The organism is Miniimonas arenae (genome assembly GCF_006351005.1).
Lineage (GTDB): Bacteria > Actinomycetota > Actinomycetes > Actinomycetales > Beutenbergiaceae > Miniimonas > Miniimonas arenae.
The window spans coordinates 88,605-104,735 of the sequence record NZ_VENP01000002.1 but is presented as its reverse complement, the minus strand read 5'-3'; the positions used below and the strand labels follow the sequence as shown (position 1 = coordinate 104,735).

Below are 16,131 nucleotides of genomic sequence, written 5' to 3'. Positions count from 1 at the left end.
CGGGACGAGTCGGGCCGGGACGAGCGCGGCGTGCGGGCTCGTCGCCGGGCTCGGTCGCGTTCGTCAGCCCGCCGCGGCGTCCGATCCGGGGGCGTCCCACCCGGTCGCGGCGCGGAACGCGGCGACGGCGTCGTCCGGGCCCGACAGCGTCGCGAGGCTGGCACGCTCGCGGCCGGTGACGACCATCGCCAGCTCGAGCTCCTCGCCCGTCACCACGACCGAGGCGTCCCCGCGCGCGACGACGGCGCGCGGACCGCCGGGCACGACGAGCACGACGCCGACGCCGCCCCGGGGCGCCGGGCGGCCGTACCGCAGTCGGGCCATCCCCGACACCGAGCGCCAGATCGCCGCGCGCGTGCGCGGGCCGAGCGGCACCGGCGCGGAGGCGGCGGGCGCGGCGTCCTCGGCGGGTGCGCGTACGACGTCGAGCGCGTGGACGTGGAACTCGAGCACGTTCGTCATCGGGAACCACGCGGTCGGCAGGAGTCGTGAGGGACCCGCGGCGACGTCCTCGATCAGCCGCTCGTAGTCGGCCAGGGTCGCCACCTCGTCGCCGCGCTCACGAGCGGCGTCGCGGTGGCGCAGGGTCGCGCCGGCGATCCGCAGCGGCGAGCGCTCGCGCATCACGACGTGCGCCGCGAGGTGGCGCGCCTGCCACAGGGTGCACAGCGTGGGCGCCGTGGGCGGGACGCCACGCAGCGCCGCGACGAGTGTGCCGCGCGGGCCGGTGGTGAGGTCGTCGTCGAGGGTGGGGGCGTCGCTCATGACCCGATCATGCCCCGCCCGTGCCGCGACCGCGCCCCGCCTGCGCTCCGCCGCGCCATGCCCGCGCCCCGCCCGCGCTCCGCCCGCGCCCCGCCCGCGCTCCGTCCGCGCCCCGCCCGCGCTCCACCGCGACGCCACCGGCCGCCCCGCGCCCGCGTGGAAGGATGATCCGGTGACCGAACAGCTCGACCCCGGCGTCGCCGCGCGCCTCAAGCCGGACGCCGACGGCCTCGTCGCCGCGATCGTCCAGGACGACGTCTCCCTGCAGGTCCTCATGCTCGGCTGGATGGACGACGAGGCGGTCCGCCGCACCCTCACCACCGGCCGCGTGACGTTCTGGAGCCGCTCACGCCAGGAGTACTGGCGCAAGGGCGACACGTCGGGGCACACGCAGCACGTGCGCTCGGTGGCGTTGGACTGCGACGGCGACGCGCTCCTCGTGCGGGTCGAGCAGGTCGGGGCGGCGTGCCACACCGGCTCGCGCAGCTGCTTCGAGGCCGGCGGCGACCTCGGCGCCGTCGTCGGGAGCGCGCCGTGACGATCCCGACCCACGCGAGCGTGTCTCTGCCCGCCGACCTCGAGTGGGGCGGCACCTGGCCGGGTCGATCGGAGTTCCGCCACCTCGCGACCACCCACCGCGTCATCCCCGTGGTGCGCAAGCTGCTCGCCGACTCGCTGACGCCGGTGGGGATCTACCGCGCGCTGGCCGACGCGCGGCCCGGCACGTTCATCCTCGAGTCCGCGGCCGCGGACGGCACGTGGAGCCGGTACTCGTTCGTCGGCGTGTCCTCGCGCGCGATCCTCACGGCGCGCGACGGCGAGGCGGTCTGGCGCGGTGACGTCCCCGCCGGCCTGCCGACCCAGGGCGACCCGGTGCACGTGCTCGGGGAGGCGCTGCGCCTGCTGCGGACCGAGCCGGTCGCCGGCCTGCCGCCGCTGACCAGCGGGTTCGTCGGGTCGATCGGGTGGGACGCGATCCGGTACTGGGAGCCGACGCTCGTGCCCTCCTCACCGGACGAGCTCGGCGTGCCCGACGTCTCGCTCGCGCTCGTGCAGGACCTCGTCGTGGTCGACCACCGCGACGGCGCGGTGTGGCTCATCGCCAACGCCATCAACGGCGACGGCACCGACGAGCGCGTGGACGAGGCGCATGCCGCGGCGCTCGCACGGCTCGACGCCATGCACGCGGGACTCGCGCACGTGCCGGCCGCCGTCGACGCGGTGCGTCCCGCGGGCGGCGCCCCCCTCGAGGTGCGCGCGCGGAGCACGCCCGCCGAGTACGAGGCGGCCGTGCTGCGCGCCAAGGAGCACATCCGCGACGGCGACGTCTTCCAGGTCGTGCTGTCCCAGCGCTTCGACGTGGACTGCCCGGCCGAGCCGATCGACGTCTACCGCGCGCTGCGCGCGCTCAACCCCAGTCCGTACATGTACTGCGTGCACCTCGCGGGGCCTGACGGCGAGCCCTACGCCGTCGTCGGCTCCAGTCCCGAGACGCTCGCCCAGGTGACGGGCGACGCGGTGATGACGTACCCGATCGCTGGCTCCCGACCGCGCGGGAAGGACGCCGCGCAGGACGTGGAGCTGCAGGAGGAGCTGCTCGCGGACCCGAAGGAGCGCGCCGAGCACCTCATGCTCGTCGACCTCGGCCGCAACGACCTCACGAAGGTCGCCGACCCGCGCACGGTCCGCGTGAGCGAGTTCATGGACGTGCGGCGGTTCAGCCACATCATGCACCTCTGCTCCACCGTGACGGGCACGCTGCGGCCGGGTGCCGGCGCGCTCGACGCGCTCGTCGCGACGTTCCCCGCCGGGACTCTCAGCGGTGCGCCGAAGCCGCGCGCGGTGGAGATCATCGACGACCTGGAGCCGGCGCGGCGCGGGGTGTACGGCGGCACGATCGGGTACCTCGACCTTGCGGGCAACCTCGACATGGCCATCGCCATCCGCACGGCGCTGGTCAAGGACGGGACCGCGTACGTGCAGGCCGGCGCCGGGATCGTCGCCGATTCGCGCCCGCAGGCCGAGCACGAGGAGTGCCGGAACAAGGCCGCGGCGGTGCTGCGCGCGATCGAGGTCGCGGCGCGGCTCGTGGACCCGGCATGAGCACCCGTCGCCTCGGGGTGCTCCTGCTCGTCGCGGGCGCCCTCGGCACCCTCGCCACCGCGGCGGCGACCTGGTGGACCGCGCCCGTGGACGCCGTCGGGTCCTCCACGGTGTCGGCCGACGGGCTCACCGCGGTGCCGCTCGCCGGCCCGCTGCTGCTCGTCGTCGCGGCCGGGGTGGTCGCGCGACTGCTCGCGCGCGGCGTGCTCGCGCGGATCGTGGACTGGCTCGTCGTGCTCGCGGCCGCCGGGCTCGTCCAGCAGCTCGTGGCCGGCGCGGGCCGGGCCGAGTCGGCGCTGGCGACCGCGGCGGCGGAGGCGACCGGCGTCCCGGTGCTCGCGGGGGAGCCGAGCGCGACGCCGTGGCCGGGCGTCGCCGTCGGCTGCTCGGTGCTGCTCCTCGCGGGCGCCGTGCTGCTCGCCCTCGCCCCGGCGCGGCCGGTCCGGGGTGACCGGTTCGAGCGCGTCGGCGCCGCCGCGCCGTCGCTCGCCGTCGCGGAGGTGCCCGACGGCGTCGTGCCCGACGGCGAGGCGCCCGACGGCGAGGGTGTCGCCTCGCGCGGGGCGACCGGCGCGACCGGGCGGGCGACGGCGGCCGGCCCGCCCGAGGCGAGCGACCGCGCGCGTGCGACGCGCGCGGCCGTGGACGACTGGGACGCGCTGACGCGGGGCGAGGACCCGTCCGCCCGGGGCTGACCAGTAGGGTGAGGGGTACCGGCGCCCGCGGGGAGTCGACGGTCGTCGACGCCACCGAGCCGCCGGTGATCGCCCCGACACCTGCCCGCGACCTCGCCTGACACCTGGCCCGAGAACTCCTGGAGGACCCCGTGACCGAGCGCCAGCTCAAGCTCGTCTCACCCGAGGGCGACAAGCTCCCGCCCGCGTCACCGTTCCACAACGAGGGTCGCACGCTCGCCGGGTGGTTCCTCACGTGGGGCCTCATCATCACCTCCGCCCTCGTGGGCGCCGGGCTGATCGCGCACGTCATGCCGCTCACGATCGCCGGGCTCGTGGGGGTGGTGGTGACGCTGATCGGCAGCGCCGCGCTCCGCGCCGCGGGCCACGGTCAGCCGCACGCGCGCTCGCGCGACTAGGCCACCCTCCCGGGACGGGCCCCGGCCCGGCCGGACGTGGTCGATCCCGCGTCGGGCCCGAGACGGACCCTGCAGCACCCGCACACCAGCCCCAGCATCCCGACGCCCCGACCGGGCGTCCCGACCGTTCGACGGGAACGACACCACACGATGAGCTACTCCCCGACCCCGCCCACCCCGCCCGAGGAGCCGCGCTACGGCGTCCGCCTGCCCGAGGACCAGCGCCCCGCCGCGCCGCAGCCGGCGTGGGGGAGCGCGGGACCGGGTGCGCCCGCCGGCCAGGGCGCGCAGAGCCCGCAGGGACCCCAGTCGGGACCGGGAGCGAACCCGTACGGCTCGCCGACGCCCCCGACCCAGCCGCCCCAGTCCGCCTGGGGCGGGCAGGGCGGAGCGCCGGGGCAGGGCACGTTCGACCCCTACGCGCAGCAGCCCGGGTACGGACAGTCCGGCGGCCCCTACGGCGCCCCGGCTCAGTACGCCGCGCCGTACGCGACGCAGGGTCAGCGCCCGCCGCGCAACGCCGTCGGCGTCGTGGCCATGAGCCTGGGCATCGCGAGCGTCGTGCTGTTCTGCATGAACTGGATCGCGGTGCTTCTCGGCATCGCCGCCGTCGTCACCGGGGCCGTCTCGGTCAGCGCGGGTCGCAAGGGCCAGGCCACGAACTCCCGGCTCGGCATGGTCGGGATCGTCGCCGGCGCGGTCGGCATCGTGCTGGGCATCGTCATGCTCGTCGTCGTCCTGAACTCCACGGAGTTCCAGGACATCATGAACCAGCTCTCCTGAGCGATCGGGAGCCCTCCCGTCGGGAGTTGCCATGACCGACACCCGTCCGGGACGCGGCGGGCCCGCACGGACCGCAGCGTCCGCCGGCAGGGTCGGCCCGTCGCCGGACGGCGCATCCCTCGCCGCGGGGGCCGGTCCGGCCGGAGCTGCGGCGACCGTCCGGCCCGCGCAGGTGGCCGCGCGCGACTCGGGGCGCTCCTGGTCCCTGCCGACCACGATCGCGGCCCTCGCCGTCGGCGGCGGTGTGCTGCTCGTCCTGCGCAGCCCGCACGTGGCCGGCTCGTACGGGTTCTGCCCGAGCCTGCTGCTCGGCATCGCGTGCCCCGGCTGCGGGGGAATGCGGGCCACGGCCGACCTGCTGCACGGCGACGTCGCCTCGGCGTGGTCGTACAACCCGCTCGTCGTGGTCGGGCTGCCGCTCGTGCTCGCGCTCACCGCCCGCTGGTTCGCGGACGCGCGCGCCGACCGGCCGCCCTGGAGCCCACCCGCCTGGCTGGCCTGGGTCGGCCTCGGGCTCGTCCTCGCATTCTGGGTGCTGCGCAACGTCCCGGCCCTCACGCCGTACCTTGGACCGCTCGCCGTCCCCTGAGGTTCGCCGCCCGCTGACGTTCGCCGTCACTGACGTTCGCCGTCCGCACGCGGATCGACCGCCGTCCCTGAGGTTCGCCGTCCGCACGCGGAACGCCCGCCGTCCGCACGCGTCGATGCGTGTCCGTGGTTCGGGCGGGCGACGGACGTGGGCCGGAGTGGTCCTCCGGCTGGCCTAGGCTTGGCGCGCCGGCCCGGGCCGGGTCGGCGGCCGCAGGCGCCGGGGCAGGACGCAGCGGTCAGCAGTGCTCAGCAGGGGTACACGGGAGGAACGCCGGCGTGACAGTGCTGGAGGACATCGTCGCCGGGGTCCGCGAGGACGTCGCGACCCGGCAGGCGCAGACGAGCCTCGACGACCTCAAGGCCCTCGCGCAGCAGCAGCCGAGCGCACGCTCCTGCCACGACCGGCTCAAGGACCCGGCCGCGATCGCGGTGATCGCCGAGGTGAAGCGCGCGAGCCCGTCCAAGGGCCCGCTCGCCCCGATCCCGGATCCCGCCGCGCTCGCGCAGCAGTACGAGGCCGGCGGTGCCTCGGTGATCTCGGTGCTGACCGAGGAGCGTCGGTTCCTCGGCAGCCTCGCGGACCTGGACGCGGTGCGCGGCGCGGTCGACGTCCCCGTGCTGCGTAAGGACTTCATCGTCTCGCCCTACCAGGTGTGGGAGGCGCGGGCACACGGCGCCGACCTCGTGCTCCTCATCGTCGCGGCCCTCGAGCAGACCGTGCTCACGTCGCTCGTCGAGCGCGTCCACTCGCTCGGGATGTCCGCCCTCGTGGAGGTGCACGACGTCGAGGAGGCGCACCGCGCGATCGACGCGGGCGGGCGCATCATCGGCGTGAACGCGCGCAACCTGCACACGCTCGAGGTGGACCGCGACACGTTCGCCGGCGTCGCCGAGGCGCTGCCGGACTGGGCCTGCCGGGTCGCGGAGTCGGGCGTCCGCGGCCCGCGCGACGTGCTCGAGTACGCCCAGGCCGGGGCCGATGCCGTGCTCGTCGGCGAGACGCTCGTCCGGTCCGCGGACCCCCGCGCCGCCGTCGCCGACCTCGTGGCGGTCGGCGCGCACCCGGCGCTGCGCGCCCGGCGGCCCTGAACCGGGCCACGCCCGCGCCGCACGGCTCGGACGACACGGCCGCGCCCGCCGCGCGGGCGTGAGAGGAGCGGGTGTGCCGCGTCGCGACCACCCGCCACGAACGGCGCCCGACGAGGGCGCCCGCACCACGCAGGACCGGAGGAACGTGATGACCACACCGCAGGAGCGCGCCACAGCGCCCGACACCGCGGCGCCCGAGACCGCGGCGCCCGAACCGACCGCGCCCGAGGGCGCGCGCCCGCTCGCGGACGTGCAGGGCCCGTACTTCGGCGACTTCGGGGGTCGGTTCGTGCCCGAGGCGCTCATCGCCGCGCTCGACGAGCTCGCCGACGCGTACGCCAAGGCGAAGACCGACCCGGAGTTCGAGGTCGAGCTGGCCCGCCTGCACCGCGAGTACACCGGCCGCCCCTCGCCGCTCACGGAGGTGCCGCGGTTCGCGGCGCACGTCGCCACCGCCGACGGCGTGCCGGGCGTCCGGGTCTTCCTCAAGCGCGAGGACCTCAACCACACCGGCTCGCACAAGATCAACAACGTCCTGGGCCAGGCGCTCCTCGTGAAGCGGATGGGCAAGACGCGCGTCATCGCGGAGACCGGGGCCGGTCAGCACGGTGTGGCCACCGCGACGGCCGCGGCGCTCATGGGCCTGGAGTGCACCGTCTACATGGGCGAGGAGGACACCGAGCGGCAGGCGCTCAACGTCGCGCGGATGCGCCTGCTCGGTGCCGAGGTCGTGCCGGTCACGATCGGCTCGCGCACCCTCAAGGACGCGATCAACGAGGCGCTGCGCGACTGGGTCGCCAACGTCGAGCACACCCACTACCTGCTCGGCACCGTGACGGGGCCGCACCCGTTCCCGCAGATGGTCCGCGACTTCCACCGGGTGATCGGGGACGAGGCCCGCGCGCAGCTGCTCGAGCGCACCGGCCGCCTGCCCGACCTCGTCACCGCGTGCGTGGGCGGCGGCTCGAACGCGATGGGCATCTTCAACGCGTTCCTCGACGACGACGGCGTCGCCCTCCTCGGTCTCGAGGCCGGCGGCGACGGCGTGACCACCGGCCTGCACGCCGCCCGGTTCTCCGGCGGCGAGCCGGGCGTCCTGCACGGTGCGCGCTCCTACCTGCTGCAGGACGCGGACGGCCAGACCCGGCCGACCCACTCCATCTCCGCCGGCCTGGACTACCCGAGCGTCGGCCCGGAGCACGCGTGGCTGCACGACACCGGCCGCGCCACGTACGAGCCGGTCACCGACACCGAGGCGATGGAGGCGTTCCGCATTCTCTGCCGCACCGAGGGCATCATCCCGGCGCTCGAGTCCGCGCACGCGCTCGCCGGCGCGCTGCGGGCGGGCCGCACCCTCGCGCCGCGGCCCGACGGCGAGCCCCCCATCGTGCTCGTCAACCTGTCCGGCCGGGGAGACAAGGACGTCGCGACCGCGGGCCGCTGGTTCGACGTCCTGGACTCGGGCGTCGACGAGAACCAGGAGGGCCGGGGATGACCGCCATCAGCGCGAGCAGCGCCACCACCAGCACCAGCACCGCCGGCACCACCGCCCCGGCCGACGTCGTCGCGCGCGTCACGAGCGCCGCCACGGTCGAGGCGGCGCGCGCGGAGAACCGCGCGGTCCTCGTCGGCTACCTGCCGCTCGGGTTCCCGGACGTGGCCACGAGCGTCGCCGCGGCGCGCGCGATGGTGCGCGCCGGCGTGGACGTCGTCGAGCTCGGGCTGCCCTACTCCGACCCGGTGATGGACGGCCCGCTCATCCAGTCCGCCGTCGAGACCGCCCTGCGCGGCGGGACGCGCGTCGCACAGGTGATGGGCGCCGTCGAGGCGATCGCCGCCGAGGGCGCTCCGGTGCTCGTGATGTCCTACTTCAACCCGGTGCTGCGCTACGGCGTCGACGCGTTCGCGCGCGACCTCGCCTCGGCCGGGGGAGCGGGCCTCATCACCCCCGACCTCATCCCGGACGAGGCGGCCGAGTGGATCGTCGCCGCCGACCGGCACGGACTGGACAAGGTGTTCCTCGTCGCGCCGAGCTCGACCACCGAGCGCCTCGCGCTCACGGTGGCCGCGAGCCGCGGCTTCGTCTACGCCGCGTCCACGATGGGCGTCACGGGCACGCGCTCGAGCGTGGGTGCCGGCGCAGGCGAACTCGTGCGCCGCACCCGTGAGGCTGGCGCGCCGCGGGTCTGCGTGGGCCTCGGCGTCTCGACGCCCCAGCAGGCGCACGAGGTGGCCTCCTTCGCCGACGGCGTCATCGTGGGCTCGGCGCTCGTACGGTCGCTGCGCGACGGCGGCGTCGACGCCGTGGCGCAGACGGCGGCCGCGCTGGCGGCCGGGGTGCGCCGGTGATCCTCGCCGACGGCATCCCGAGCCCGTCGCAGGGGGTCTGGTACCTCGGCCCCTTCCCGCTGCGTGCCTACGCCATCGCGATCCTCATCGGGGGCTTCCTCGCCTACCGCATCCTCGTGCGCCGCTACGCCGCGCGCGGCGGACCGGCCGAGGAGGTCCCGGACGTCGTGGTGTGGGCCGTGGTGTTCGGCATCATCGGGGCGCGGCTCTACCACGTCGTCACCTCCCCGGCGGCCTACTTCGGCCCCGACGGCGACCTCGTCCGCATCCTCTACATCTGGCAGGGCGGCCTCGGCATCTGGGGCGCGATCTCGCTCGGCGCGGTGGGCGCGTGGATCGGGCTGCGCCGTGCGGGCCTGCGGTTCGCACCGTTCGCGGACGCGCTCGCGCCCGGCCTGCTCGTGGCGCAGGCCGTGGGCCGGCTGGGGAACTGGTTCAACCAGGAGCTGTTCGGCAGCCCGACCACCCTGCCCTGGGGCCTGCGCGTGGACGACGCTGTCGCACGGGCCGCCGGCTTTCCCGCCGGCACGCTGTTCCACCCCACCTTCCTCTACGAGCTGCTGTGGAACCTCGCGGCCGCGGCGTTCCTCGTCTGGCTGGACCGACGGTTCCGCCTCGGCCACGGCCGCGTCTTCTGGCTCTACGTCATGCTCTACACCGCGGGTCGCGGCTGGATCGAGATGCTGCGCGTCGACGACGCGCAGCACGTCCTCGGCCTGCGGCTCAACGTGTGGACCGCGATCATCGTGTTCACGACGGCGCTCGTCGCCTTCCTCGTGACCACGCGCCGACACCCGGGTCGGGACGAGACGGTGTGGCTGCCGGGTCGGCAGCCCGACGAGCCCGACTCGGCGTCCGACGGCGAGCCCGACTCGGCGTCCGACGGTGAGCCCGACTCGGCGTCCGACAGTGAGCCGGACTCGGCGTCCGACGGCGAGCCCACGGACGGGTCGATCACAACCCCGCACGGCGTCGGCGTCTCGGACCCCGCGGAGCGTCAGGGGAGCGTTGACGTCGCGGCACCGGGCGACCCCGTCGAGCCCCCCGGACCATCGGGCGGACGGGGTACGCCGCACGGGTAGTCGGCCGGTATTCTGCCGCCAGGGCCGACGGCGTCCCCGACCTAGTAGGAGTTGATCCCGGCCTTGGGACCGGGGGGAGGGACGGTCGCCGTATGAGCACCGCGCGCTGGGCACACGAGTGGAGCCTGCCAGCCGGTACCGCTGCCCCCGAGGCACAGGGTCTGTACGACCCGGCCGACGAGCACGACGCCTGCGGGGTCGCGTTCGTCGCGACCATGCGCGGCACCCCCGGCCGGGACATCGTCGACGCGGGCCTGACCGCCCTGCTCAACCTCGACCACCGCGGCGCCGTGGGCGCCGAGGTGAACACGGGCGACGGCGCGGGCATCCTCACACAGATGCCGGACGCGTTCCTGCGCGACGTCGTCGACGCCGACCTGCCCTCGGAGGGCTCGTACGCCGTCGGGACCGTGTTCCTGCCTCAGGACGCCGAGGAGGCGCGGGCCGCGCAGGAGGGCGTGGCCGCGATCGTGGCCGACGAGGGGATGGACCTCCTGGCGTGGCGCGACGTGCCGGTCGTGGCGGACCTCGTGGGCCCGACCGCCCGCTCGACCATGCCGACGTTCCGCCAGCTGGTGATCGCCGACCCCTCGCGCGAGCTCGCGGGCGTGGACCTGGAGCGACGCGCCTACCGCGTGCGCAAGCGGGTCGAGCGCGAGCTCGGGCTGTACCTGGCCTCGCTGTCGTGCCGCACGCTCGTGTACAAGGGCATGCTCACCACCTCGCAGCTCGAGCCCTTCTTCCCGGACCTGTCCGACCCGCGCTACGCGAGCGAGATCGCGCTCGTGCACTCGCGCTTCTCCACGAACACGTTCCCGTCGTGGCCGCTGGCGCAGCCGTTCCGCTCGATCGCCCACAACGGGGAGATCAACACGCTGCGCGGCAACCGCAACTGGATGGCCGCGCGCGAGGGCATGCTGCGCAGCGACGCCCTCGGCGACCTCGCGCCGCTCCTGCCGGTCGTCACGCCCGGCGCCAGCGACAGCCAGTCCTTCGACGAGGTCGTGGAGCTGCTGCACCTGGGCGGGCGCAGCCTGCCGCACGCGGTGCTCATGATGATCCCCGAGGCGTGGGAGAACCACGCCACGATGGACCCCGCGGTCCGCGCGTTCTACGAGTACCACTCCACGCTCATGGAGCCGTGGGACGGGCCCGCCTGCCTCACGTTCACCGACGGCACCCTGATCGGCGCGGTGCTCGACCGCAACGGGCTGCGCCCGGGGCGGTACTGGGTCACCGAGGACGGCCTCGTCGTGCTCGCGTCGGAGTCGGGCGTGCTCGACCTCGACCCGGCCACCGTGGTGAGCAAGGGCCGCCTCGAGCCGGGGAAGATGTTCCTCGTCGACACCGGCGCGGGCCGGATCATCGCCAACCACGAGGTCAAGGCCGCGCTCGCGGCCGAGCGGCCCTACGCGCAGTGGCTCGAGGAGCACGCCGTCTACCTCGACCAGCTGCCCGAGCGCGAGCACGTGCGGCACACCGCCGCCTCGGTGCTGCGCCGTCAGCGGACGTTCGGCTACACCGAGGAGGAGCTGCGCGTCCTGCTCACGCCGATGGCGGCCACCGGCGCGGAGCCGATCGGCGCGATGGGCACCGACACGCCGATCGCGGTGCTCTCGCAGCGTCCGCGTCTGCTCTTCGACTACTTCACGCAGATGTTCGCGCAGGTGACGAACCCGCCGCTGGACTCCATCCGCGAGGAGCTGGTCACCTCCCTCGGCGGGGCGATCGGACCCGAGCCCAACCTGCTCGAGGACGTGCCCGAGCACGCGCGCAAGCTCGTGCTGCCGTTCCCGGTGCTCGACAACGACCAGCTCGCCAAGATCGTCAAGGTCGACCGCGACCCGTCGATGATCGGGAAGTTCCGCGCCGTCGTCGTGCGCGGCACCTACCGGGTGGCGGGCGGCGCCGAGGCGCTCGCCGAGCGGATCGAGGAGATCTGCGCGCAGGTCGACCGCGCCGTCGCGAACGGGGCGAGCTTCCTCGTCCTGTCGGACCGCAACTCCGACGCCGAGTACGCGCCCATCCCGTCGCTGCTCCTGCTGTCCGCGGTGCACCACCACACCACGCGCAACCACACCCGAACCCAGATCTCGCTCGTCGTCGAGGCCGGCGACGTGCGCGAGGTGCACCACGTCGCGCTGCTCATCGGCTACGGCGCGGCCGCGGTGAACCCGTACCTCGCGATGGAGTCGGTGGAGAGCCTCGCGCACGACGGGTACCTCTCCGTCACGCCCGAGAAGGCCGTGGCCAACCTCATCAAGGCGCTCGGCAAGGGCGTGCTCAAGGTGATGAGCAAGATGGGCATCTCGACCATCTCCTCCTACCGCGGCGCCCAGGTCTTCGAGGCGGTGGGCCTGTCCCACGAGCTCGTGGAGAAGTACTTCACCGGCACCACGTCGCGCCTGTCCGGCATCGGCCTGGACGTCATCGCGGCCGAGGTCGCGGCGCGGCACGCGCAGGCCTACCCGGCCTCCGGCAACCAGGTCGCGCACGAGCGCCTCAACGTCGGCGGGGAGTACCAGTGGCGGCGCGACGGCGAGGAGCACCTCTTCGACCCCGAGACGGTGTTCCGCCTGCAGCACGCCACCCGCGAGCGTCGCTACGACATCTTCAAGAAGTACACCTCGCGCGTGAACGACACCTCGACCCGGCTCATGACGCTGCGCGGCCTGCTGCGCTTCGCGCCGTACCGCGAGCCGGTGCCGATCGAGGAGGTCGAGCCGATCTCGGAGATCGTCAAGCGCTTCAACACCGGCGCGATGAGCTACGGCTCGATCTCGCAGGAGACGCACGAGACCCTGGCGCGGGCGATGAACCGGCTCGGCGGACGGTCGAACACGGGGGAGGGCGGCGAGGACCTCGAGCGCCTGCACGACCCCGAGCGGCGCTCGCGCGTGAAGCAGGTCGCGTCGGGCCGCTTCGGCGTCACCGCCGAGTACCTCACGAACGCCGACGACCTGCAGATCAAGCTGGCCCAGGGGGCCAAGCCCGGCGAGGGCGGCCAGCTGCCCGGCCACAAGGTCTATCCGTGGGTCGCCAAGACCCGGCACTCCACCCCCGGCGTGGGCCTCATCTCCCCGCCGCCGCACCACGACATCTACTCGATCGAGGACCTCGCCCAGCTGATCCACGACCTCAAGAACGCCAACCCCTCGGCCCGGGTGCACGTCAAGCTCGTGTCGGAGTTCGGCGTCGGGACGGTCGCGGCGGGCGTGTCCAAGGCGCACGCCGACGTCGTGCTGATCTCCGGGCACGACGGCGGCACGGGCGCGAGCCCGCTGACCTCGCTCAAGCACGCCGGCACGCCGTGGGAGATCGGGCTCGCCGAGACCCAGCAGACCCTCGTGCTGAACAACCTGCGCGACCGCATCACGGTGCAGGTCGACGGCCAGCTCAAGACCGGTCGCGACGTGCTCGTCGCGGCGCTCATGGGCGCGGAGGAGTACGGCTTCGCGACCGCCCCGATGGTGGTCTCGGGCTGCATCATGATGCGCGTGTGCCACCTGGACACCTGTCCGGTCGGGGTCGCGACGCAGAACCCCGAGCTGCGCGCCCGGTTCACCGGCAAGCCCGAGTTCGTCGTGACGTTCTTCGAGTACATCGCGCAGGAGGTCCGCGAGCTGCTCGCCGAGCTCGGCTACCGCAGCCTCGACGAGGCGATCGGTCAGGTCCACGTGCTCGACGCACGCGACGCCGTCGAGCACTGGAAGGCGAACGGCCTCGACCTCGCACCCGTGCTCACGGTGCCTCAGCCGGCGCCCGGCTCCTCGCTCACCAAGGTGCAGGAGCAGGACCACGCGCTCGACCGCGCGCTGGACCGGCAGATCATCGCGCTGAGCGCCGACGCGCTCGAGCGCCGCGAGCCGGTGCGCATCGCGCTCCCGGTGCGCAACGTCAACCGGACCGTGGGCACGATGCTGGGCCACGAGGTCGCCAAGCGGTACGGCGACGCGGGGCTCGCCACCGACACGATCGACGTCACGCTCACCGGCTCGGCCGGCCAGTCCCTCGGCGCGTTCCTGCCCAGCGGCGTCACGCTGCGCCTGTTCGGCGACGCGAACGACTACGTCGGCAAGGGCCTGTCGGGCGGACGCATCGTCGTGCGGCCCGACCGCGCGGCGCGGTTCGACCCGGCGGGTCACGTGATCGCGGGCAACGTGGTGGGCTACGGCGCGACGTCGGGGGAGATCTTCCTGTCCGGCCTCGCGGGCGAGCGCTTCGGCGTGCGCAACTCGGGCGCGACCCTCGTGGTCGAGGGCACCGGCGACCACGCGCTGGAGTACATGACCGGCGGCACCGTGGTGATCCTCGGCCGGACCGGGCGCAACGTCGGTGCCGGCATGTCCGGCGGCGTCGCGTACGTGCTCGACCTCGACGAACGCATGCTCAACGGCGCGGCGGTGGCCGCGGGCGAGCTCGAGGTGTCCCCGCTCGCGGACGAGGACCGCGGCCTCGTCGCCGACCTGCTGCGCCGGCACGCGGAGGAGACCGAGTCGCCCTCGGCGCGCTCGCTCGTGGCGGACCTCGACGGCACGCTCGGGCGGATCACGCGCCTCATGCCGGCGGACTTCCGCCGCATGCGCACGGCGCTCGCGCAGGCGGAAGCGGACGGCCTCGACCCGGCGGCGCCGGGCGTCTGGGAGGAGATCCTGGAGGCCGCGCATGGCTGACCCACGCGGGTTCCTGCGGACAAGGGACCGGGAGCTGCCCGAGTCCCGCCCCGTGCCCCTGCGACTGCAGGACTGGCGGGAGGTCCACGAGCACCGGGTGGGCGACAGCCCCTACCTCACGCGCCAGGCGGGGCGCTGCATGGACTGCGGCATCCCGTTCTGCCACCAGGGCTGCCCGCTGGGGAACCTCATCCCCGAGTGGAACGACCTCGTGTGGCGCGGCCAGTGGGAGGAGGCGATCGAGCGGCTGCACGCCACGAACAACTTCCCGGAGTTCACCGGTCGCATCTGCCCCGCGCCGTGCGAGAACTCGTGCGTTCTCGGCATCAACCAGCCGCCGGTCACGATCAAGAACATCGAGGTCTCGATCATCGACGAGGCCTGGGAGCGCGGTCTCGTGCACCCGGTCGTGCCCGACCGGCTCACCGACTCCACGGTCGCCGTCGTCGGCTCCGGGCCGTCGGGTCTCGCCGTCGCGCAGCAGCTCACCCGGGCCGGGCACACGGTCGTGGTGTTCGAGAAGGACGACGCGATCGGCGGGCTGCTGCGCTACGGCGTGCCGGACTTCAAGCTCGAGAAGGCCCACATCGACCGCCGCGTGGCGCAGATGGAGGCCGAGGGCACCCGGTTCCGCACCGGCGTGACCGTGGGCGAGGACCCGACCTGGGACGAGCTGCGGGCGCGGTTCGACGCCGTCGTCATCGCGATCGGCGCGAGCCTGCCGCGCAGCCTGCGGGTCGAGGGGCGCGCCCTGCCGGGCGTCGTCAACGCGATGACCTACCTCAGCCAGTCCAACGCCGTGGTGGCCGGCCGCACGGTGGCCGACCAGATCACGGCCACGGACAAGGACGTGATCATCATCGGCGGCGGCGACACCGGCTCGGACTGCCTCGGGACGGCGCTGCGCCAGGGCGCACGCTCGGTCACGACGCTCGCGATCGGCTACCAGCCGCCCGTCGAGCGACCCCAGGACCAGCCCTGGCCCACCACCCCCCGCGTGCTGGAGATGTCCTCCTCGCACGAGGAGGGCGGCGAGCGGAAGTTCCTCGCCTCGACCGTGCAGATCCTCGGCACCGACCGCGTCGAGGGCCTGCGGGTCGCCGAGACGGACTACCTGCCCGACGGCCGGCGCGTGCCCAAGGTCGGCACCGAGAAGGAGATCCCGGCGGACCTCGTGCTGGTGGCGATGGGCTTCGCCGGTCCCGACGCCACGGCCGTGTCGGACCAGCTCGGTGTCTCGATCGCCCCGAGCGGGCCGATCGCGCGCGGTGAGGACTACGCGACCACGGTGCCGGGGGTCTTCGTGGCCGGCGACGCCGGACGCGGCCAGTCGCTCATCGTGTGGGCCATCGCCGAGGGTCGGGCCGTCGCGGCCGAGGTCGACAAGTACCTCACGGGTGCGACCGAGCTGCCCGTCCCGGTCCGTCCGCAGGACCGCGGCTTCCAGATCTGACCCCTTGCCGGACGCGCCTGCCCGCCGTGCCCTGATGAGCGCAGACGAGCGGTGCACCGGCGCGCCACCTGGCCGTCGTCCACCGGCCACGCCCCGGTCACCGGCGTGCGCCGCCGTGGGACCTCCGGCTTCCCGTCCATCCCTTCGACC

At 74.5% G+C, this 16,131-nt stretch carries 13 protein-coding genes; 12 read left to right on the top strand and 1 reads right to left on the bottom strand.

The features are described 5' to 3' along the window. Positions 1–63: 63 nt before the first annotated feature. Complete coding sequence (locus FH969_RS01435) at positions 64–765, bottom strand: maleylpyruvate isomerase family mycothiol-dependent enzyme (RefSeq protein WP_139985600.1); 702 nt, start codon at positions 763–765, stop codon at positions 64–66. A gap of 172 nt (positions 766–937) precedes the next feature. On the opposite strand from FH969_RS01435, the gene hisI reads away from it, so the two are divergent. The 12 genes from hisI to FH969_RS01375 all read left to right on the top strand — a co-directional run bounded on the left by hisI (position 938) and on the right by FH969_RS01375 (position 15,981). Further along, positions 938–1,303: a phosphoribosyl-AMP cyclohydrolase gene (gene hisI, locus FH969_RS01430; RefSeq protein WP_139985598.1), complete on the top strand. Its 366-nt coding sequence runs from the start codon at positions 938–940 to the stop codon at positions 1,301–1,303. Further along, positions 1,300–2,868, top strand: a complete 1,569-nt coding sequence (locus tag FH969_RS01425; protein ID WP_139985596.1) for an anthranilate synthase component I — start codon at positions 1,300–1,302, stop codon at positions 2,866–2,868. The genes hisI and FH969_RS01425 overlap by 4 nt, the downstream gene beginning before the upstream one ends. Then, positions 2,865–3,563 carry a Trp biosynthesis-associated membrane protein gene (locus FH969_RS01420; RefSeq protein WP_108719826.1) on the top strand — a complete coding sequence of 233 codons (699 nt, stop codon included), beginning with the start codon at positions 2,865–2,867 and terminating at the stop codon, positions 3,561–3,563. Before FH969_RS01425 ends, FH969_RS01420 begins: the two co-directional genes overlap by 4 nt. Before the next feature lie 131 nt (positions 3,564–3,694). Continuing rightward, the gene (locus FH969_RS01415) at positions 3,695–3,961 is read left to right on the top strand and encodes a hypothetical protein (protein WP_108719827.1); all 267 of its coding nucleotides are present in this window, start codon (positions 3,695–3,697) and stop codon (positions 3,959–3,961) included. Between the two features lie 150 nt (positions 3,962–4,111). Then, complete coding sequence (locus FH969_RS01410) at positions 4,112–4,744, top strand: DUF308 domain-containing protein (RefSeq protein ID WP_139985594.1); 633 nt, start codon at positions 4,112–4,114, stop codon at positions 4,742–4,744. A gap of 31 nt (positions 4,745–4,775) precedes the next feature. Next, on the top strand, positions 4,776–5,333 hold the full coding sequence (locus FH969_RS01405) for a DUF2752 domain-containing protein (protein ID WP_139985592.1): 558 nt from the start codon (positions 4,776–4,778) through the stop codon (positions 5,331–5,333). A gap of 278 nt (positions 5,334–5,611) precedes the next feature. Continuing rightward, on the top strand, positions 5,612–6,424 hold the full coding sequence (gene trpC / locus FH969_RS01400; protein ID WP_139985590.1) for an indole-3-glycerol phosphate synthase TrpC: 813 nt from the start codon (positions 5,612–5,614) through the stop codon (positions 6,422–6,424). Positions 6,425–6,572: 148 nt separating this feature from the next. Continuing rightward, positions 6,573–7,919 (top strand): tryptophan synthase subunit beta, encoded by a 1,347-nt coding sequence (gene trpB, locus FH969_RS01395; RefSeq protein WP_139985588.1) that lies wholly within the window; start codon positions 6,573–6,575, stop codon positions 7,917–7,919. Next, positions 7,916–8,773: a tryptophan synthase subunit alpha gene (trpA, locus tag FH969_RS01390; RefSeq protein ID WP_139985586.1), complete on the top strand. Its 858-nt coding sequence runs from the start codon at positions 7,916–7,918 to the stop codon at positions 8,771–8,773. The genes trpB and trpA overlap by 4 nt, the downstream gene beginning before the upstream one ends. Continuing rightward, the gene (gene lgt, locus FH969_RS01385; RefSeq protein WP_108719831.1) at positions 8,770–9,855 is read left to right on the top strand and encodes a prolipoprotein diacylglyceryl transferase; all 1,086 of its coding nucleotides are present in this window, start codon (positions 8,770–8,772) and stop codon (positions 9,853–9,855) included. Before trpA ends, lgt begins: the two co-directional genes overlap by 4 nt. 92 nt (positions 9,856–9,947) lie before the next feature. Beyond that, the gene (gene gltB / locus FH969_RS01380; protein ID WP_139985585.1) at positions 9,948–14,528 is read left to right on the top strand and encodes a glutamate synthase large subunit; all 4,581 of its coding nucleotides are present in this window, start codon (positions 9,948–9,950) and stop codon (positions 14,526–14,528) included. Then, positions 14,521–15,981 carry a glutamate synthase subunit beta gene (locus FH969_RS01375; protein WP_139985584.1) on the top strand — a complete coding sequence of 487 codons (1,461 nt, stop codon included), beginning with the start codon at positions 14,521–14,523 and terminating at the stop codon, positions 15,979–15,981. Before gltB ends, FH969_RS01375 begins: the two co-directional genes overlap by 8 nt. The last annotated feature ends 150 nt before the right edge of the window (positions 15,982–16,131 follow it).